This is a genomic window from Rhodococcus xishaensis, from assembly GCF_004011825.1.
In the GTDB taxonomy this organism is placed as follows: Bacteria; Actinomycetota; Actinomycetes; order Mycobacteriales; family Mycobacteriaceae; genus Prescottella; species Prescottella xishaensis.
This window is the reverse complement of record NZ_RKLO01000001.1, coordinates 668,700-688,605: the sequence shown is the minus strand read 5'-3', so window position 1 is coordinate 688,605 and position 19,906 is coordinate 668,700. Positions and strand designations below refer to the sequence as shown.

Sequence of the window (19,906 nt, the reverse complement as noted above, 5' to 3'; positions counted from 1 at the left end):
CCCGCACCGCATTCTGGGCACTAACATCGGACTTCGGTCATCACGTTTCCCTACTCGCATCGTCACACGCAGGAGATACTCGTGCCCGCAACCGCTTTCCCCTCCCGCCTTCTGGGCCCCGAACTGGTGCTCTCCGGTTCGCTCGGCAAGCGGGTCGACGTTCTCGTGATCGGTCTGGCTACCGGTTCCGACGGCCCCGAGGCGCTGGTTGGCGCCGGGGTGGACGAACAGGTACTTGCGGATCTGGTCGACGACCTGCAGTCGGTGGGCGCCACCGGCAAGGTGGAGGAACTCACCCGTGTCCCGGCCCCCACCGAGTTGCCTGTGTCGAGCGTGCTCGCTGTCGGACTCGGCGCCGCCGACGAGATCGACGCGGAGCAGGTCCGCAAGTCTGCCGGTGTCGCTGCGCGTGCCCTTTCCGGTGTCACGACGGCCGCAACCACGCTCTCCGATACGGATCTCGGTGCCGCGGCCGAGGGCTTCTACCTCGGCGCGTACGACTTCGGCGAATTCAAGTCGAAGTCCGCGCCGGACGGCGACGGATTGCCGCTCGCTCGTGTCGAACTGCTCGTCGAATCGCCGCGCGCAAAGACGTCCAAGGACGCGCTGGCAAGGTCGGCGGCGATTGCCGAGGCCGTCGCCACCGCCCGTGAACTCGTCAACACCCCGCCCAGCCACCTCTTCCCCTCCGAGTTCGCTGCCCGAGCGAAGGCCGTCGGCACCGCCGCCGGGCTGACGGTCAAAGTGTTGGACGAGAAGCAACTCGCGAAGGCCGGGTTCGGCGGGATCATCGGGGTCGGCCAGGGATCGTCTCGCCCGCCGCGCCTGGTACAGATGACGTACTCGGCCAAGAAGCGTCGCGGTGTCAAGAAGGTCGCGCTCGTCGGCAAGGGCGTCACGTTCGACACCGGCGGCATCTCGATCAAGCCGGCCGCAGGTATGGAGAACATGACCTCCGACATGGGTGGTGCCGCCGCCGTCGTCGCGACGGTCGTGCTCGCCGCCAAGCTGGGCCTGCCAGTCGATGTCACGGCGTGGGTGCCGATGGCGGAGAACATGCCCTCGGCTACGGCGCAACGCCCTGGTGACGTCCTTACCCAGTACGACGGCACCACCGTCGAGGTCATCAACACCGATGCCGAGGGCCGCCTGATCCTCGCCGACGCGATCTTGCGGGCCTGCGAGGACGCGCCCGATTATCTGATCGACACGGCCACGCTCACGGGGGCGCAGGTGGTGGCGCTCGGTAATCGCACGCCCGGTGTCATGGGCACCGACGAATTCCGGGACCGGGTCGCCGCGATCTCACAGGAAGTAGGCGAGAACGCCTGGCCCATGCCCCTGCCTGCCGAATTGCGCACCGACCTGAAGTCTCGAGTCGCGGACCTGGCCAACGTCACCTCACACCGCTCGGGGGGCATGCTTGCGGCAGCAATCTTCCTGAAGGAGTTCGTCGCAGACGGTGTGCAGTGGGCGCACATCGACGTCGCCGGGCCGGCGTTCAATACCGGCGGGCCGTTCGGGTACACCGGCAAGGGCGGCACCGGCGTGCCGGTTCGGACCATGATCTCGGTTCTCGAGGACATCGCCGACCACGGCTAGAGGACATCGCCGGCCACGGCTAGAGGACATCGCCCGCCTGGGCTGGAGGCGGCGGCAACGGGCGGCGTGGCGAGGAAGTCCCGCTGCCCGTCACTCGAACTCGCGGGCGCGGGCGCGCTTGCGCTCGATCCGCTGCCGGGCGTCGTAGTCACGCATCCGCTGCGGGTAGCCGGTCTTGCGGACGTCGTAGACGGGAATATGAAGTTCCTGGCCGAGCCGCCTGGCACCGCGTTCACCGCCGACCTTGCGACGCGTCCACTCCCCGTTTGCCGCAACGAGGACCACCGTCAGCTCGGTCACCGTGGTCTCCGGTTCGATGAACGCCTCTACGCCGTAGCGCGAGCGAGCCCAGTCTGCGAGGTGACGCGCGTCGGACACCTCGGCCGAAACCGTTCGCGCCCTGGCGCGAGTGAACCTGTCGAACAGCCCCACGTGAACCTCTCCTCCCTGCCACGCAGGCCAACTGCGGGGCGATCTGTCCGATTTTGCCAGTCGAAACGGTCGGCGGCGAGAAGTCCAGATGACACGCCCCGCGCGACACGCGGTCGGCGCATCAATGAAAGGATGGGCGAAGCACGGCGCACGACGACTCCGAGGCCCTGCACACCATCGGTGTGAAGCACCTCGGAATCGTCGTATTGTCACCGCAACCGTGCATCTCGGGGCATCTCGAGCACAATGGTCTTCGACCACAAGTCGACAAAAACTCAACAACCTGAACACAACAGTCGAGGAGTCAAACGAAATGGCCTTCTCCGTCCAGATGCCAGCCCTTGGTGAGTCTGTCACCGAGGGAACTGTCACGCGGTGGCTCAAGCAGGAAGGGGACACGGTCGAAGTAGACGAGCCGCTCCTCGAGGTCTCGACCGACAAGGTCGACACCGAGATCCCGTCCCCCTCCGCCGGCGTCCTGACGAAGATCGTCGCGCAGGAGGACGACGTCGTCCCGATTGGTGGAGAGCTGGCCGTGATCGGTGATGCCAGCGAGGCTGCCGCGCCCGCCGCCGCTGCTCCGGCCGTACAGACACCTGCAGCGCAGGCTCCCGCAGCTGCCGAGCCCTCCCCTGCGCCCGCCGCTCAAGCTCCGGCACCGACGACTCCCGCTCCTGCCCCGACTCCTCCCGCCGGATCCGCGTCCACCTCGGTCACCATGCCTGAGCTCGGTGAGTCGGTCACCGAGGGCACCGTCACCCGCTGGCTCAAGGCCGTCGGTGACGAAGTCGCCGTGGACGAGCCGCTCCTCGAGGTCTCCACCGACAAGGTCGACACTGAGATCCCCTCACCCGTCGCCGGCGTGCTGCTGGAGATCAGCGCGCAGGAGGACGACGTCGTCGGCGTGGGTGGCCAGCTCGCTGTCGTCGGTTCCGGCGCCCCGGCTGCTTCGGCTCCCCCGCCGGCACCGGCCCCCACTCCGCAGCCCACGCCTGCCCCTGCAGCTGCCGCCCCCGCCGCCCCGGCACCAGCCGGCCCCGCCGCCCCGGCACCTGCTGCCCCGGTCACCAAGCCGTCGTCGGCCGGCGCTACCCCGTACGTAACCCCGCTGGTGCGCAAGCTCGCGGCGGACAACAATGTCGACCTGTCGACGGTCAAGGGCACCGGTGTCGGCGGCCGCATCCGCAAGCAGGACGTCCTCGCCGCAGCCGAGGCCGCGAAAGCTCCCGCACCCGCACCCGCGCCGGCCGCCGCTCCGGCCGCTCCGACGCCGGCCGCCACCGCCGGGGTCCGTCCGGAGTTGGCGCACCTACGCGGCACCACGCAAAAGGCCAACCGCATCCGCCAGATCACCGCGGTCAAGACGCGCGAGTCACTGCAGACCACGGCACAGTTGACCCAGACCTTCGAGGTCGACGTCACCAAGATCGCGACACTGCGTGCGCAGGCCAAGGACGAGTTCGCCGAGCGCGAGGGCGTGAATCTCACCTTCCTGCCGTTCTTCGCGAAGGCTGTCGTCGAGGCGCTCAAGGTTCACCCGAACGTGAACGCGAGCTACGACGAGGACACCAAGCAGATCACCTACCACCCGGCCGAGCACCTGGGCATCGCCGTCGACACCGAGCAGGGCCTGCTCTCACCGGTGATCCACAACGCAGGTGACCTCTCGCTGGCCGGCCTCGCCCGCGCGATCGCCGACATCGCCAAGCGCGCCCGGTCCGGTGGCCTCAAGCCGGACGAGTTGGCCGGCGGCACCTTCACGATCACCAACATCGGCAGCCAGGGCGCCCTGTTCGACACCCCGATCCTGGTTCCGCCGCAGGCGGCGATGCTGGGTACCGGCGCGATCGTCAAGCGTCCGGTCGTCCTGCAGGACGAGAACGGCAACGAGTCCATCGGCGTCCGCTCGATGTGTTACTTGCCGCTCACCTACGACCACCGCCTGGTCGACGGCGCAGACGCGGGTCGCTTCCTGACGACGATCAAGCAACGCCTCGAGGAGGCGGCGTTCGAGGCCGACCTGGGACTGTAGGGCCCCGGGCCACGAACTCGACGTGATACTTCACCGAGGGGCACCATCTCGCGAGGGATGGTGCCCCTCTGTGCGTTCGAGAGCGGTGTGTTCGAGAGCGGTGTGTTCGAGAGCGAGGAGGACGCCATGCGTGTGATCGTCGCCGGATCGTCCGGCCTGATCGGGAAGGCGCTCGTCGAGTCCCTGCGCGGCGCCGGCCACGACGTCGCACGTCTTGTGCGACACGCGCCGGCCGGCCGCGACGAGTTCGAGTGGAATCCGGAGACCGGGTTCGTCGACGCGGGCGCGCTGCGCGGCGCCGACGCAGTGGTCAACCTGTGCGGCGCGGGCATCGGCGACAAGCGTTGGTCGGGGGCCTACAAGCAGGCCATCCGCGATAGTCGGCTCACCACGACGGACGTGCTGGCGCATGCAGTGGTCGAGGCTCAGGTGCCGGTCCTCGTCAACGGCAGCGCCGTCGGGTACTACGGCGACACCGGAGACCGGATTGTCGACGAGCGCTCGTCGGCGGGCAGCGGTTTCCTCGCGCAGGTCTGTCAGGACTGGGAGGACGCGACCACCCCTGCCTACGACGGCGGGGTCCGCACCGTGTCGATCCGCACCGCGACCGTACTGTCTCCGCACGGCGGGATGCTCGGCCGCTTGCGACGGCTGTACTCGTTCGGCCTCGGTGGCCGGCTCGGGAGCGGCCGCCAGTACATGTCGTGGATCTCCCTCGCCGACGAGGTGGCCGCCATCGAGTTCGTCCTGACCCACGGCGAGGTCCAAGGGCCGGTGAACCTGTGCGCACCGGAACCCGTCACGAACGCACGGTTCAATGCGGCCATGGGGCGCGCACTCCGCCGCCCGGCGCCGTGGATGGTGCCGGGATTCGCGGTTACCGCAATGATCGGCGAATTCGGCCGTGAGGCAGTGCTGACCGGACAACGCGCCGTCCCGGCCGCCCTCGAACAGGCGGGATTCTCGTTCCTGCACCCGAGCATCGACGCGGCCCTCGCGTACGCGCTCGAGCCGTGACGGACCATCGGGTCGGCGGGCGTAACGTCTATCCCATGCGCAGTACCACCGCGTCGGCCCGATCCAGTTCCCAGCCGGTGTCCGTCGAACTCCTCGGACACGTCGACTACATGCAGGCCTGGGAGCATCAGCGGGTTCTCGCCACCGCTCGCGCGGACGACCTGGGACCCGACACGCTGCTCCTCCTCGAGCATCCCGCCGTCTACACGGCCGGCCGCCGGACCGCTCCGGAGGACCGGCCAGTCGACGGCACCCCGGTCATCGACGTCGACCGCGGCGGCAAGATCACCTGGCACGGCCCGGGGCAGCTGGTCGGCTACCCCATCGTCAAGCTCGCCGAACCCGTCGACGTCGTCAGCTACGTGCGGCGGATCGAACAAGCACTGATCACTGTGTGCACCGACCTCGGTCTGCTGTGCGGCCGGGTCGAGGGCCGCTCGGGTGTGTGGCTTCCCGCCGCGACGGTCGACGGGCGGTGGCTGCCCGAGCGCAAGATCGCCGCAATCGGCGTGCGAGTCCAGCGTGGGGTCACGATGCACGGCTTCGCTCTCAACTGCAACGCCGCGCTGAGCGGTTTCGACAACATCGTTCCGTGCGGTATCCACGACGCCGGCGTGACGACGCTCTCGCGCGAACTCGGCCGCGATGTCACAGTCGACGAGGTCACCCCAGCGGTCACTACGGCGGTCATGGCGGCCCTGGACGGAAGCCTCCCGGTCACCGCCCACGACATCGAGCGTGTAGCGTCCGGCAGCGCATCGCTGGCGCCCGAGTTCACCACCACCCGGTTCGGCTGAGCCGCCCTGCCCAGTCCCGAGCGCGAGATCCGGTCAGGCGTACGATCAACTTCGTGAGTGTCGCCCCAGACGGACGGAAGCTGCTCCGCATCGAGATCCGAAACGCGGAAACCCCGATCGAGCGCAAGCCCGAGTGGATCCGGACCCGCGCGAAGATGGGCCCGGAGTACACCGAGCTCAAGGGCTTGGTGAAAAGCGAAGGCTTGCATACCGTCTGCGAGGAAGCGGGCTGTCCCAACATCTACGAGTGCTGGGAGGACCGCGAGGCCACCTTCCTCATTGGTGGCGAACAGTGCACGCGCCGTTGCGATTTCTGTCAGATCGACACCGGAAAACCAGCGGAGCTGGATCGGGACGAGCCCCGCCGTGTCGCCGAAAGCGTCAAGGCTATGGGCCTGCGGTACTCGACGATCACCGGCGTCGCGCGTGACGATCTCCCCGACGGCGGTGCGTGGCTGTACGCGGAGACGGTCCGGCAGATCCACGCGATGAACCCGGGTACGGGCGTCGAGAACCTGATCCCCGACTTCAACGGCAAGCCCGAGCTGCTGGCCGAGGTGTTCGAATCGCGCCCGGAGGTGCTCGCACACAACCTCGAGACGGTGCCGCGCATCTTCAAGCGGATTCGTCCGGCGTTCCGCTACGAGCGTTCGCTGGGCGTGATCAGCGCCGCCCGCGACTTCGGCCTGGTCACCAAGTCCAATCTCATCCTCGGTTTGGGCGAGACCCCCGAGGAGGTGCACCAGGCGATGGTGGACCTGCATGAGGCAGGCTGCGACATCATCACCATCACCCAGTACCTGCGCCCGTCACCGCGACACCACCCGGTCGAGCGTTGGGTGAAGCCGGAGGAGTTCGTCGAGCACTCCAAGGCCGCAGAGGAGATCGGCTTCGCGGGTGTCATGGCGGGGCCGCTGGTTCGCTCGTCGTACCGCGCGGGACGTCTCTACGCCCAGGCGATGGCACACCATGGGCGGCCGCTGCCGGCGGGACAGGCACACCTCGCCACGCACGGCACCGCTTCCCAGGAAGCCAGTTCGGTCCTCGAACGTCTCGCTCGCGTCTGACGTGCATTTCCCCTCACCGCGCGCGTGTGGTGCGCGGTGCGGGACGTATCCTGTGAGGTATGGCGAACGGCAGTAAATCCGGAAAAGCGGGCAAACCGAGCAAGGAAGCCAAGGCGGCGGCGAAGGCAGCCCGCAAGCAGGCGTCGAAGGAACGCCGGACTCAGCTCTGGCAGGCGTTCAAGATGCAGCGCAGGGAAGACAAGCTGCTGCTCCCGCTGATCATCGGCGCCGTTGTGCTGAGTGCACTCGTGTTCTTCGTTATCGGCCTGATCTTCGGAATCCAGTGGTTCCTGCTGCCGATCGGCATTCTCGTCGGCGTCCTGCTCGGCTTCATCATCTTCGGGAAGCGAGTCCAGAAGACGGTTTACGGCAAGGCCGAGGGGCAGGCCGGTGCCGCGGCGTGGGCGCTCGACAACATGCAGGGCGCCTGGCGAGTCACCAGTGCCGTCGCGGGCACTACGCAACTCGACGCGGTGCATCGTGTGATCGGTCGCCCCGGCGTGATCCTGATCGCCGAGGGCTCGCCGCAGCGAGTCAAGGGCCTGCTCGCGCAGGAGAAGAAGAAGACCGCGCGACTGGTCGGCGACACCCCAATCTACGACTTCGTCGTCGGTAACGACGAGGGCCAGGTACCGCTCTCACAGCTCACCAAACGGCTGAACAAACTGCCGCGCAACATCAACACCAAGCGCATGGACTCGATCGAGTCCCGGTTGGCGGCACTCGGCGGCCGCGCCGGCGCCGCAACGCCGAAGGGCCCCCTTCCTCCCGGCGCCAAGATGAAGGGCATGCAGCGCACGATTCGCCGCCGCTGACGCCTCCCCTCACGGGTGACCCAATGTCACATCGGTTCGGTCCGAGAACTCGGTCCAGCCGAACCGATGTGACATTCGCCGTTTCGTGATGTGTGCTCAGCGCACGCGGACGAGCGCCGTGCCGGTTGCACGATCGTGCATGCCACGCCCGTCGACGTCGGTGATGACCGCGGGAACGATGAACACCATCAGCACCTGACGGCCCAGCGCCCGGAGGAATCCGACCTTGGCAGGGGCGTCGACTCGAGCGACCTGCAGTCCCAGCATGTACTGACCGGGCGTGAACGAGAACAGCGATACACACGCGACGCCGACCAGGAACCACAACATCAGGGTGTAGGTGCCGAGCCGCGGGTTCTCGAGCGGCGCCTCACCGATCAGCAGCATCACTACGCCCGCCGCGGTGAACCAGTCGACCGCGAGGGCCAGGACGCGCCGTCCGGTCGCCGCGAGCGAACCGGGCCCGTCCGCCGGCAAACCCAGTAGTTCACCCCGATAGGCCTGCGCTTCGGTCTGCCCCTTCGGCAGTGCGGCGGAGGGTCCAGAGAGCCAGGAACCGGTCATACGTGCCATGCCGTCCAGGATAGGCGCCGCCGCCGCGAGCACCGCGCCCCAGTCGGCATCGGTGCTGCGCGTCACACCTGTTCGGTACGGAAACGGTCACATCGACCGTGCGTGCGAACAACCAAGTCAACTCCGACGTGTAACACCCACGAAACATAAGGTTGACTAACGGGCAACACCAGCTCTCTAGCCTCGGGCCTCGACGAAACCGCCGCAACTCAACCGGCAGGTAACCGACTGAAGGAGCACCAACGTGGCTTTCTCCACGGCCGAAGAGGTCATCAAATACATCGCCGACGAGAATGTCGAGTACGTCGACATCCGCTTCAGCGACCTGCCCGGCGTTCTGCAGCACTTCTCCATCCCGGCCACGGCTTTCGGCAAGGAAATCTTCGACGACGGCCTCGCATTCGACGGTTCCTCGGTTCGCGGTTTCCAGTCGATCCACGAGTCGGACATGATGCTGCTTCCCGACATCTCCACCGCGCAGCTCGACCCTTTCCGTACGGCCAAGACGCTGAACATCAACTTCTTCGTCCACGATCCGTTCACTCGTGAGGCTTACAGCCGCGACCCGCGCAACGTCGCACGCAAGGCGGAGGAGTACCTGAGGTCGACCGGCATCGCCGACACCGCCTACTTCGGTGCCGAGGCCGAGTTCTACATCTTCGACAACGTCTCCTACGACTCGAGCATGAACGGCGCGTTCTACAAGGTGGACGCGATCGCGGGCACCTGGAACACCGGAAACGAGCGCAACGCCGACGGCAGCGCGAACCTCGGGTACAAGGTCCGCCCGAAGGGCGGCTACTTCCCGGTCGCACCGTACGACCACTACGTCGACCTGCGCGACGACATCTCCACCAAGCTCCAGCGGGCGGGCTTCGAACTGGAGCGCGGCCACCACGAGGTCGGCACCGGCGGCCAGGCGGAGATCAACTACAAGTTCAACACGCTGCTCTCCGCAGCCGACGACCTGCAGCTGTTCAAGTACATCGTGAAGAACACCGCGTGGCAGCACGGCAAGTCCGTCACCTTCATGCCGAAGCCGCTGTTCGGTGACAACGGGTCGGGCATGCACGTGCACCAGTCGCTGTGGAAGGACGGCAAGCCGCTGTTCCACGACGAGGCCGGCTACGCGGGTCTGTCCGATACTGCTCGGTGGTACATCGGCGGCATCCTGCACCACGCGCCGTCGCTGCTGGCGTTCACGAACCCGACGATCAACTCCTACCACCGCCTGGTGCCGGGCTTCGAGGCCCCGATCAACCTGGTCTACAGCCAGCGCAACCGCTCGGCGGCCGTTCGCATCCCGATCACGGGCAACAACCCGAAGGCCAAGCGCCTCGAGTTCCGCGCCCCGGACTCGTCGGGTAACCCGTACCTGAACTTCGCGGCGCAGATGATGGCCGGCCTGGACGGCATCAAGAACAAGATCGAGCCGATGGCCCCGGTCGACAAGGACCTCTACGAGCTCCCGCCGGAGGAGGCCCGCAACATCCCGCAGGCTCCCACCAGCCTGTCCGCGGTCATCGACCGGCTCGAGCAGGACCACGACTACCTCACCGAGGGTGGCGTGTTCACCAACGACCTCATCGAGACCTGGATCTCGCTCAAGCGTGAGCAGGAGATCGCGCCGGTGAACCTGCGTCCGCACCCCTACGAGTTCAACCTGTACTACGACTGCTGAGGCATAGTGCGCTCTGATTTGTCCTAGCGCAACAACTTGCTTGACCCGAGTCCACCCCCATTGCGATCACCACACCGATCGCAATGGGGGTGGACTCTTCCGTGTCTGGCCGCCGGTTCGCGTTCGATCAACCGCGACATGGCCGACCTTCCACACCCGTCGGTAGCCATCTTCGTGATCTACTAGCCACCGGCCATACTGGCCCTCATTGCGAGGCTCGGTCATAGCCGACACCCTCTTGACTGCAGAACAGGACACCTACTACATGACGACCGCCCCGCAGCCGTTCGACGAGAACGCCGACAAGGCCCCGGCGCCGTACCCGGACAACCAGCCGGAAACTGCGCAGAAGCAACCGCAGTACGGGCCGCCGAACACCGGCTACCCATATCCCCAGCCACAGCAGCAACCGCAGTACGGGCCGCCGAACACAAGCTACCCGTATCCCCAGCCTCAGCAGCAGCCGCAGGCATACGACCAAAACGGTGCGGCGCAGGCATACGCGCAAAGTGGCGGACAGCCATCCCAACACCCTGAATATCAGTACCCATATGGGCAGTACGGGCAGCACCCGCACGGGCATTTCCCGCCGCAGGGTTACTACCCACCACCGGCCGCGCCGACGTCCGTTGCTCAGGCAGTCACCGTGAACAACGTGATCCGTGGAGGGGGTCCCCGCACACAGCACCTGGTGCACTTCATCATGACGCTTCTGACGGGCGGATTGTGGCTGCCGGTCTGGATCATCCGCGCATCAATCAACGCGTCCCGCCGAAATTCCATGTGATCCCTCACGCCGTACTGGCGTAAGAAGTCGTCCAAACGGTGGATCTGTACCGTCGATCAGTGGTTGATGCATCCTGCGAAAGGTCATCAAGAAGGCCTTCGACCGGCCGGACCGCCGGGGACTGTCCTACCAGCCGAATTACGCCGCCGCCTTCACGACCGGTGTTGCTGCACAGTGGTCTCGACAGTGTGCAGGTATCAGTCGCGGCAAAGCTGCAGTCAGGTGACAGGTGCGTCGTTGTCCCCTTACTGCGATTTTCACGTCGTCAGGTTGGATTTCAGTAGTACTCGCCGTCTGGTGCCTACCCGAACAAGGACGGCATCCCGCTTTCCACCTGCATCAACGCCGTTGCCGCTGGGGTTCACGAACCCGACGATCAACTCCTACCACCACATGGTTCCGGGCTTCGAGGCCCCGAACAAACTGGCCTACAGCCAGCGCAACCGTTCGGCGGCCGTGCGCATCCCGACCACGGACAACAACTCGAACGGGTGCCGAACCCTTCAGCAGGTTCGAACGCGGATTCAACGAAACGAACCCGTCACCCCTGCAAGGGTGACGGGATCGGTTCACGTCGAGCGACGCTCGGATCAGTAGCGGGTCGCCCCGTCGAAAGGCATCGAGTCCAACGGCGAGATCTTCACGACGTCGCCCGAGGTCGGGGCGTGGACAACTTGGCCGTCGCCGACGTAGATGCCGATGTGGTTGGCCCCGTAGAAGGAGACGACGTCACCCGGCTGCAGGTTGGCTTTGGACACCGAGGTGCCGCCAGCGATCTGGTCGTAGCTGACCCGGGGGACGGAGATGCCGGCCTGCTTGTGGGCCCACTGGACCAGTCCCGAGCAGTCGAACGAACTCGGCCCTGTCGCGCCCCACACGTACGGGGCGCCAAGCTTGGACTTCGCGGCGTTCGCGATTGCTTGCCCCTGCGAGTCCTGCTGGATGACGGAGTTGCCCCAGCCGGGGATGCCCCAGTCCGGGAGGCCGAAGGGCTGTGCCATCGCAGGGGCGACGGGGATCACCAGAGCGCCAACGGTGACGGCACCGAGCACGAGTCCACGGGTGGTGCGGGTCAGTCGGGTCTTCTTCTGTGCGCGGTGCTTAGCCATTCGAGGTCCTCCGGGTCTTACTTGGGGTCCGACACCTCCGTGGCATCGGTGTTCGGGCACAACCCAGAGTTCCGCCGTTACCAATTCGAGACATCCGCATATCTACCGGGGTGGGTACCTAGTCAGGTATAGGGGGTATACGTGCGAGCGCTCGACGACCCGCTCGAGAGTCCGTCAAAAATGCCTTTGAACAGGCGATTTATGCACCCTGGCCTGAGAAGCCTGATCCCGACGAACTGCCAGGTTCGTGATGTAGCTGACAGCCATGTGTCCCGCGCTCAGGACGCTGCATAACGTCCGCGCTCGACAATCACGACGATGAGATCCAAAAGGTAACGGCTCCGCAACGGACATTTCGGGCAGTTGACGCTGCGGAACCCGTGACGCAGGAACGGGCGTCTACGGACTCCGCGAACCACGTCGGCGCCAACTCGGCCGCAATCGACGCATCCGCATGTTCAGCTGCCCCGGCGTTGAACGCCAGAGCAGCCGATAGATTGGCCCGTCACTCGGGCAACTTGCTCGCCAGCACGTCGACGTTCGTAATGGTGGGGTGAGCGACGAACAGTTCGCCTGCCCGCGCCATCAGTGCCTCCGCGACCTGCCCGGCGAGGTGAGCTTGCCGCCCGGTGTCATCGGGGAATGCATCGAATATGCCGAAGGTCGCCGGCCCGAAGCGAAGCGCGAACCAGGCCGTGGTGTCCGGTTCCTCCTGCACGAGCGCCAACGCGCTCTCTAGGAACTCCGCAACCTCCGCCTCCTTGCCCCGTTTGGCTTCCACTCGCACCAGCAGCGCTGCGCTGACCATCGAGCACCTCCCAAAGAGACCGGTGCCCTTTACTGTTCTCGGAGGCATCGGCCGAGTCAACGCACCCCGGCCTCCGGCCGGTGGAGCGCCATGACGCGTCTCCCCTGAGACCGAAACAAGCTCGTGGCGAGGCACAGGACCCTCGCGTATACGCGAGTATTCGATCGTCGGCGGTGGCATAATCGGCACGTCCGAAGACGGAGCCGATTGGGATGGGACAACGATGACGCGCGAGGACGACCTGGCAGATCTGGGCGTGCTACTGCCGTCGGGCACGGGCCGCTCCGACCAGACGTCCAAGCAATACCTGCGACTGCGCGCCGACATCCTCGAAGGTAAGTTCCCGCAGGGTGCCGCACTGCACGAGACGCAGCTGAGCGAGACCTACGGCGCATCTCGCACGCCGATTCGCGAGGCCCTCAACTGGCTCGCCCACGACGGCTTGCTCGAGCGTGCGGCGCGCGGGTTCCGCGTGCGCTCCGGAACCCCCGAGGACGTCATCGAGATCTATGCGGCGCGGGTGGCGCTGGAATCGGAGGCCGCCGGCGCCGCCGCAGTTCGGCACACCGACCTCGACATGGCCCGCCTCGAACGACTGCACGACTCGTGCTGCCATACCGACGACGACACCGCTGCCCGCGTGGACAACTTTCGGTTCCACGAGGCACTCTGGCAGGCCGCCCACAACGCGACGATCACGACACTGCTCGTTCGCTTGACCACGCAGTTGCGGATCTACGACAGCGGCCCGCCGTCGAACTACGGCGAACCGGAACTGCTCAATTCCGAGCATGAGCACATCCTCGACGCACTACGCGCCCGGGACGCGAAGGCCGCACGCGAACACATGCGAACCCACCTCGAGCACAGCCGAGAGCAGCGGATCCGCGTCTTCGCGAGCGGGTGACCGACCGTCACACTCCCCCGAACACCCGCTGCACGACGGCCTTCGCCCGGCGGGTGATACGCAGGTAGTTGTCGAGGAACTCGTTCGGGTCCCCGTCCGGCGAGCCCGCCACCTGCGCGACGGCCGAGAGCACTTTGCCCGGACCGGGCAGTTGGTCGGTCGGCTTGCCACGAACGAGAACAAGCGCGTTGCGGGCCTTGGTCGCGGTGAGCCAGGCGTCACGCAGCAGTTCGATGTCGGTCTCGCTCAACAACTCCGCCGCACCGATCGCATCGAGGGTCTCGAGGGTCGAGGTGTTGTGGAGCGACGGGACCTCGTGGGCGTGCCGTAGTTGGATCAGCTGCACAGTCCACTCGATGTCGGCGAGACCGCCACGACCGAGCTTCGTGTGAGTGGCAGGGTCCGCACCGCGCGGTAGGCGCTCGGAGTCGACCCGGGCCTTGATCCGCCTGATCTCCTGGACCGCCTGGTCCGACACCCCACCCTTGGGGTACCGAGTCTTGTCGATCATCTTCAAGAACCGCAGACCGAGCTCTTCGTCCCCCGCGACGGTGTGGGCCCGGAGCAGCGCCTGGACCTCCCAGGACTGCGCCCACTGCGCGTAGTACGCCTCGTACGATGCCAGCGTCCGAACAAGCGGACCACTGCGCCCCTCAGGCCGCAGTCCGGTATCCACCACCAGCGGCGGATCGGTGCTGGGAGCACCGAGCAGCGTCCGCACGCGGTCGCCGATCAGGTTGGCCCACTTCACTGCCTGTGTCTCGTCGACACCGGGGCGGGGCTCGCACACGAACAGCACGTCCGCGTCGGAGCCGTAGCCGAGTTCGTTGCCGCCGAGCCGGCCCATGCCGATCACCGCGAAAGTGGCGGGTGCAGGTCCACCCAAATCCGTCTCGCTCGCTCGGATCACAGCGGCGAGCGCAGCGTTGAGCACCGCAGCCCATACCGAAGAAAGCGCCCGGCACACCTGCGGAACGTCGAGCATGCCGAGGATGTCGGCGCTCGCAACACGCGCCAGTTCGTATCGGCGCAGCGAACGCGCCGCGCCGACCGCCCGAATCGGCTCGACGTACCGCGCGGACGACGAGAGGATGCCGCGCGCCACATCTTCGGGGTGCGGCTCGAGCAGGCGCGGACCGGACGGGCCGTCGGCGAGGAGTCGGATGACATCGGGCGCCTTGATCAACAGGTCCGGAATGTACGCCGACGAACCGAGAACCGTCATCAGTCGCTGCGCCACCGACGCCTCGTCCCGCAGCAGCCGCAGGAACCACGTGGCGTTGACGAGGGCATCCGACAGCCGACGGTACGCAAGCAGACCGGCGTCGGGGTCCGGTGTGTCACCGAGCCATTCGAGCAGGGTCGGCAACAGCAGCGCCTGGATGCGTCCCTTTCGGGACGCGCCGCTGGTGAGCGCGGTGAGGTGGCCGAGGGCGTTCTGGGGTGCCGAGTAGCCGAGTGCCGCCAACTGCCGTACGGCCGCATCCGGGCTGAGCCGCAGCGCCTCCTTGTCGATGCGGGCGACCGACTCGAGTAGCGGCCGGTAGAACAGCTTGGCGTGCAGGCGACGCACCCGGTGCGAGTTCCGCTTGATCTCTGCGTTCAGCACGCCCAGGGCGTCGTGGCGCCCGTCCGGACGCATGTGAGCCGCGCGGGCGAGCCACCGCAGTGCCTCCTCGTCCTCCGGCGACGGCAGCGTGTGCGTACGCTTCAGCTTCTGGAGTTGCAGCCGGTGTTCGAGCAATCGCAGGAACTCGTACGACGCCGTGAGGTTGGCCGCGTCTTCACGTCCGACGTAGCCGCCGGCCGCGAGTGCGGTCAGGGCGTCGATCGTGCTCATGACCCGCAGTGACGTGTCGGCGCGGCCGTGGACCAGTTGGAGCAGCTGTACGGCGAACTCGACGTCCCGCAGGCTCCCGCGCCCCAGTTTCAGTTCGCGCTCGCGCAGTTCCGGTGGCACCGAGGCCTCGACGCGACGTCGCATGGCCTGCACCTCGGGCACGAAGTCTTCACGCTCAGCCGCCGCCCACACCATCGGGCCCAACGCGTCGGTGTACTGCCGCCCCAGCTCGACGTCTCCGGTCATCGGACGGGCCTTCAGCAGCGCCTGGAACTCCCAGGTCTTGGCCCACCGCTTGTAGTAGGCGACGTGCGATTCGAGGGTGCGCACCAGCTCGCCGCGCTTGCCCTCCGGCCGCAGAGCAGCGTCGACCTCGAAGAACGCCGATGACCCGATGCGCATCATCTCACCGGCAATCCGGCTTGCCACCGCATTGGACGGTTCGGCGACGAACACGACGTCGACGTCGCTGACGTAGTTGAGCTCGCGGGCGCCGCACTTGCCCATCGCGATCACCGCGATCCGCACCGGACACGGCTCGTCCGGGCACACCACCGTGACGGCCACTGCTAGCGCAGCCGTCAGGGCGGCATCAGCCATGTCGGAAAGCTGGTGTCCCACAGTCTGATACGGGACCACCGGCTCGTTCTCGACTGTTGGGGCGAGGTCGGCGGCAGCCAGGACCATCAACTGGTCGCGATAGCATTTCCGCAGTGCCGCAATGGCTTCGGGCCCGGTCAGCACGGCCCGGTGGAGCATCGGCGAGGCATTTGGACCCGCCTCAGGAACTGCCCCGACGCACGCCAGCAATCGTCGCGTCAGCTCCCCCTTGGAGGGCAAAGTCATGTCTCCAGCCAGCAGCTTCCACGACGACGGGTCCGCCACCAGGTGGTCACCGAAAGCGCTGGACGCGCCGATCAATCCGAACAGCCTGCCACGCAATCTCTGGTCCGAGCGCAGCGCTGAGTCGAGCTCGGTCCACCCGGCGCCCAGCCCCTCCTGCAGCCGCACGAGCGTGCGCAGAGCGAGATCGGCGTTCGCGGCTCGCGAGAGCGCCCACAGAAGCTCGACGCCGTCGAGGTTGGACCACCCGAGTGAATCGAGTTCCTCCGGCGCGGTCGGCTCGATCAACCCCAGTCGGCCGACTCCCGGCACGGCCGACCTCGCGTACGGCGGCTTCACCGTCTTCCCCCGACCTCGACGTCATCACGAATATGTGGACCAGCCGGATGGGGCACGGCTTTCACCTCTTCGGGATCGAGTTCATCAGTCGGCCCCTTACAGGCCGAGGTAGGCCTTCAGTTCGAAGGGAGTGACCTGGCTGCGGTACTCCGCCCACTCGCGTCGCTTGTTGCGGAGGAAGAAGTCGAACACGTGCTCGCCGAGCGCCTCGGCGACCAACTCGGACGTCTCCATCTCGCGCAGCGCTTCGGCGAGGCTTCCGGGCAGCGGCCGGTATCCCATCGCCCGACGCTCGGCCTCGGTCAGCGACCACACGTCATCCTCCGCTTGGGGAGGCAGGTCGTAACCCTTTTCGATGCCACGCAGACCCGCGGCGAGCAGTACCGCGAATGTCAGGTAGGGGTTGCACGCCGAGTCGGGGCTGCGGATCTCGACGCGGCGCGACGACGCCTTGTTCGGCGTATACATCGGCACACGGATCAACGCCGAGCGGTTGGACGGCCCCCAGGTGGCCGCGGTCGGGGCCTCGCCGCCTTGGACCAGGCGCTTGTAGGAGTTCACCCACTGGTTGGTGACGGCGCTGATCTCGCTTGCGTGCTCGAGGACCCCCGCGATGAAGGCCTTGCCGGTCGCCGACAGTTGCATCGGATCGTCGGGGTTGTGGAACGCGTTGGTGTCACCCTCGAACAGGCTCATGTGCGTGTGCATCGCAGAGCCGGCCTGATCGCTGAACGGCTTCGGCATGAACGACGCGCGCACTCCCTCCTCGATCGCGACCTCTTTGACGACGTACCGGAACGTCATCACATTGTCTGCCATCGACAGCGCGTCGGCGTAACGGAGATCGATCTCCTGCTGCCCGGGCGCTGCCTCGTGGTGACTGAACTCCACCGAGATGCCCATCGATTCGAGCGCGTCGATCGCGTGTCGACGGAAGCTGGGGGCCCGGTCGTGGACCGCTTGATCGAAGTAGCCACCGCTGTCGGCGGGCACAGGGGGGTGACCGTCGATCGGACCGTTCTCGAGGAGGAAGAACTCGATCTCAGGATGCACGTAGCACGAGAAGCCCAGATCGCTGGCCTTGTTCAGTTGGCGGCGCAGAACGTTGCGTGGGTCCGCCCACGACGGCGTTCCGTCGGGCATCGCGATGTCGCAGAACATGCGCGCCGAGTGCTGGGCACCATCCTTGTGGGCCCATGGCAAGATCTGGAACGTCGAGGCGTCCGGCATTGCGACGGTATCGGCCTCCGAAACGCGTGAGAAGCCCTCGATCGCGGAGCCGTCGAAGCCGATGCCCTCTTCGAAGGCGCCTTCCAGTTCCGCGGGCGCGATCGCCACCGATTTGAGGTAGCCGAGAACATCGGTGAACCACAACCGCACGAACCGAATGTCGCGCTCTTCGAGGGTGCGAAGCACGAACTCCTTTTGGCGATCCATGCCCGCGAGACTAGGCAAACTCCGTTAATTCTGTGTTACATCGCGGAATTTCGCTTCGTGTCCCGCCTCAACAGGTCAAGTCCGGCTCGGGTGTGGCCAGATCGACGAGATACGCGGTAACCGGATCGTCCACGCACGCGACCCCGTCGAAAGTAGCGGTGTGCTGGGCACCCTGGTATGAGATCAGTGAGGCCCCGAGTCGCTTGGCCAGATCGACTCCCGCCTGGTAAGGGGTCGCAGGGTCCTCGGTGGTCGATACCACGACGACAGGAGGCAACCCCTGCAGGTCGTCGATTCCGCGCGGTCCGTTGGTCGGCGGCACCGTCCAGAACGCGCATGCGTCCAACGGGGCGTATCCGGTGCCGCGACCGTCGTCGAGGAACGGCGCGGCCTGGCGGTACCGGGTGTCCATCTCCCCGACGACACCCCGATCGAGCAGTGGGGGGTCGTCGACACAGCGGATCGCGTTGAAGGCGTCCTCGAGATTCGAGTAGCTGCCATCGTCGAGTCGACCCGCGTACCGGTCCGCGAGCAGCAGGAGCGTGTCCCCGCGCCCCTCGGCCAGTTCGGTCAGGCCGCCCCGCAGGGGCGTCCACAAGCTTGGTGAGTACAGCGCCTGCAGTACACCGGTGACCGCGTCTTCGTAGCTCAGACCCCGAGGATCCGTCGTCGCCGCGGGCTGCGTGACAAGCGGGTCGACCAGAGCCCGGAAATTTGCGTTCGCCACCGCTGGATCGGACCCCAAGGGGCATTCCGGAGATTGTGTGCACTGGGCCACGAACGCATCGAACGCCTGTTGGAAACCTGCCCCTTGCAGGACCGTCTCCTCGACGGGGCTCTGGGCGTTGTCGACTGCCCCGTCGAGAACCATCGCGCGCACGTTCTCCGGGAAGGTCTCGGCGTATTCGGTGCCGATCCGGGTGCCGTAGGAGAATCCGAGATAGTTGAGCTCGGCGTCGCCGAGCGCCGAGCGGATGACGTCCATGTCGCGAACGACGTCTCGCGTCCCGACATTCGCCAGCACCGGCAGCCCGGACCGCTGTGCGCAGCGCTCCGCGTAGGTTCGATTCTTCTGCTCGGTGCGGGCGACCCCGCCCGGGCTCATATCGACGTCGGGATCGCTACGCTCTGCATCGATTTCCTGGGCCGTCTGGCATCGCACCTGCGGGGTGGACGCTCCGACTCCGCGCGGGTCGAATCCGATGACGTCGAACCGCTGCGCCACTTCGGTACCGTCGGCCACCGACGCCTGGCTCAGACCCGAAGCGCCGGGGCCACCTGGGTTGACCAGCAGCGACCCGACCCGGGCACCAGTGGCGGGCGAACGCGAGATCGCTATCTGTGCGGTGGCCCCGGCGGGGTTGTCGTAGTCGAGGGGCACGGTGACCCTGGCGCACTCGAGAGTCGGCTTCAGATGGTCCCCGTCCGTCGCGAAACCGTCGCACGACCCCCACTCGATCTGCTGGGTGTAGAACAACTCGAGTCCGGCCGGGACCACCCCCGCCCCGGGTGGCGGTGCCGCCGCGAACGAGGTTCCGGACAGGGTCTCCGATCCCTGCCGGGCCGTCCCGAGGGTGCATCCGGCAACTAGGACGGCCACCGCGCCGATGGCGGTGGCCAGAAGCAATCGAGGTCTCGGCTGCATGTCTTCGATCGTGCCACGCCGCTCTCGGCCGCGACACGCATGTAGAACGCGACCAACCAGTGTGATGAACAGCACCTGGGCGGCTCTTCGCGGCCCCACGACACGGTGGCAGACTGATCCACGTCATCACCCAACCCGGGGACCCGCCACAGCCGGGCCTCGAGGCCAGAAAGGG

At 66.6% G+C, this 19,906-nt stretch carries 16 protein-coding genes and 1 pseudogene; 10 read left to right on the top strand and 7 right to left on the bottom strand.

The window, feature by feature from the left end; genetic code table 11:
* The first annotated feature begins 81 nt into the window (after window positions 1-81).
* Entirely contained in the window at window positions 82-1,602 is a 1,521-nt protein-coding gene (locus EGT50_RS03270; RefSeq protein ID WP_127951124.1) for a leucyl aminopeptidase, read from the top strand.
* A 90-nt stretch (window positions 1,603-1,692) separates the two neighbouring features.
* Here the strand turns inward: EGT50_RS03270 and EGT50_RS03265 are convergent, their stop codons facing one another.
* Entirely contained in the window at window positions 1,693-2,034 is a 342-nt protein-coding gene (locus EGT50_RS03265; RefSeq protein WP_127951123.1) for an oxidoreductase, read from the bottom strand.
* A gap of 313 nt (window positions 2,035-2,347) precedes the next feature.
* On the opposite strand from EGT50_RS03265, the gene sucB reads away from it, so the two are divergent.
* The 5 genes from sucB to EGT50_RS03240 all read left to right on the top strand — a co-directional run bounded on the left by sucB (window position 2,348) and on the right by EGT50_RS03240 (window position 7,762).
* Complete coding sequence (sucB, locus tag EGT50_RS03260; protein ID WP_127951122.1) at window positions 2,348-4,066, top strand: 2-oxoglutarate dehydrogenase, E2 component, dihydrolipoamide succinyltransferase; 1,719 nt, start codon at window positions 2,348-2,350, stop codon at window positions 4,064-4,066.
* Window positions 4,067-4,192: 126 nt separating this feature from the next.
* Entirely contained in the window at window positions 4,193-5,083 is an 891-nt protein-coding gene (locus tag EGT50_RS03255; RefSeq protein ID WP_127951378.1) for a TIGR01777 family oxidoreductase, read from the top strand.
* A gap of 35 nt (window positions 5,084-5,118) precedes the next feature.
* A complete protein-coding gene (gene lipB / locus EGT50_RS03250; protein WP_127951121.1) occupies window positions 5,119-5,880 on the top strand; it encodes a lipoyl(octanoyl) transferase LipB in 762 nt (253 codons plus the stop codon).
* Between the two features lie 53 nt (window positions 5,881-5,933).
* Window positions 5,934-6,947 (top strand): lipoyl synthase, encoded by a 1,014-nt coding sequence (gene lipA, locus EGT50_RS03245; protein ID WP_127951120.1) that lies wholly within the window; start codon window positions 5,934-5,936, stop codon window positions 6,945-6,947.
* A 59-nt stretch (window positions 6,948-7,006) separates the two neighbouring features.
* The gene (locus tag EGT50_RS03240; RefSeq protein WP_127951119.1) at window positions 7,007-7,762 is read left to right on the top strand and encodes a DUF4191 domain-containing protein; all 756 of its coding nucleotides are present in this window, start codon (window positions 7,007-7,009) and stop codon (window positions 7,760-7,762) included.
* A 96-nt stretch (window positions 7,763-7,858) separates the two neighbouring features.
* On the opposite strand, the gene EGT50_RS03235 is transcribed toward EGT50_RS03240, so the two are convergent.
* Window positions 7,859-8,335 (bottom strand): RDD family protein, encoded by a 477-nt coding sequence (locus tag EGT50_RS03235; protein WP_127951377.1) that lies wholly within the window; start codon window positions 8,333-8,335, stop codon window positions 7,859-7,861.
* A 244-nt stretch (window positions 8,336-8,579) separates the two neighbouring features.
* Here EGT50_RS03235 and glnA (EGT50_RS03230) point away from each other — a divergent pair, with 244 nt between their 5' ends.
* The 3 genes and pseudogenes from glnA (EGT50_RS03230) to EGT50_RS17185 all read left to right on the top strand — a co-directional run.
* On the top strand, window positions 8,580-10,016 hold the full coding sequence (gene glnA / locus EGT50_RS03230; protein WP_127951118.1) for a type I glutamate--ammonia ligase: 1,437 nt from the start codon (window positions 8,580-8,582) through the stop codon (window positions 10,014-10,016).
* Window positions 10,017-10,281: 265 nt separating this feature from the next.
* The gene (locus EGT50_RS03225) at window positions 10,282-10,803 is read left to right on the top strand and encodes a hypothetical protein (protein ID WP_127951117.1); all 522 of its coding nucleotides are present in this window, start codon (window positions 10,282-10,284) and stop codon (window positions 10,801-10,803) included.
* A gap of 345 nt (window positions 10,804-11,148) precedes the next feature.
* Window positions 11,149-11,301: pseudogene (locus tag EGT50_RS17185) on the top strand (type I glutamate--ammonia ligase); the annotation flags it as partial.
* 92 nt (window positions 11,302-11,393) lie between these two features.
* On the opposite strand, the gene EGT50_RS03215 reads toward EGT50_RS17185, so the two are convergent.
* Together EGT50_RS03215 and EGT50_RS03210 are read right to left on the bottom strand one after the other, a co-directional pair.
* On the bottom strand, window positions 11,394-11,912 hold the full coding sequence (locus EGT50_RS03215) for a C40 family peptidase (RefSeq protein ID WP_127951115.1): 519 nt from the start codon (window positions 11,910-11,912) through the stop codon (window positions 11,394-11,396).
* Between the two features lie 505 nt (window positions 11,913-12,417).
* On the bottom strand, window positions 12,418-12,720 hold the full coding sequence (locus tag EGT50_RS03210) for a putative quinol monooxygenase (RefSeq protein ID WP_127951114.1): 303 nt from the start codon (window positions 12,718-12,720) through the stop codon (window positions 12,418-12,420).
* Between the two features lie 223 nt (window positions 12,721-12,943).
* Here EGT50_RS03210 and EGT50_RS03205 point away from each other — a divergent pair, with 223 nt between their 5' ends.
* Window positions 12,944-13,627 carry a GntR family transcriptional regulator gene (locus tag EGT50_RS03205; protein WP_127951113.1) on the top strand — a complete coding sequence of 228 codons (684 nt, stop codon included), beginning with the start codon at window positions 12,944-12,946 and terminating at the stop codon, window positions 13,625-13,627.
* A 7-nt stretch (window positions 13,628-13,634) separates the two neighbouring features.
* Here EGT50_RS03205 and EGT50_RS03200 read toward each other — a convergent pair whose 3' ends face one another.
* The 3 genes from EGT50_RS03200 to EGT50_RS03190 all read right to left on the bottom strand — a co-directional run bounded on the left by EGT50_RS03200 (window position 13,635) and on the right by EGT50_RS03190 (window position 19,731).
* A complete protein-coding gene (locus EGT50_RS03200; RefSeq protein ID WP_127951112.1) occupies window positions 13,635-16,649 on the bottom strand; it encodes a bifunctional [glutamine synthetase] adenylyltransferase/[glutamine synthetase]-adenylyl-L-tyrosine phosphorylase in 3,015 nt (1,004 codons plus the stop codon).
* A 96-nt stretch (window positions 16,650-16,745) separates the two neighbouring features.
* A complete protein-coding gene (gene glnA, locus EGT50_RS03195; RefSeq protein ID WP_127951111.1) occupies window positions 16,746-18,086 on the bottom strand; it encodes a type I glutamate--ammonia ligase in 1,341 nt (446 codons plus the stop codon).
* Window positions 18,087-18,153: 67 nt separating this feature from the next.
* On the bottom strand, window positions 18,154-19,731 hold the full coding sequence (locus EGT50_RS03190) for an alpha/beta hydrolase (protein WP_127951110.1): 1,578 nt from the start codon (window positions 19,729-19,731) through the stop codon (window positions 18,154-18,156).
* Between the last annotated feature and the right edge of the window lie 175 nt (window positions 19,732-19,906).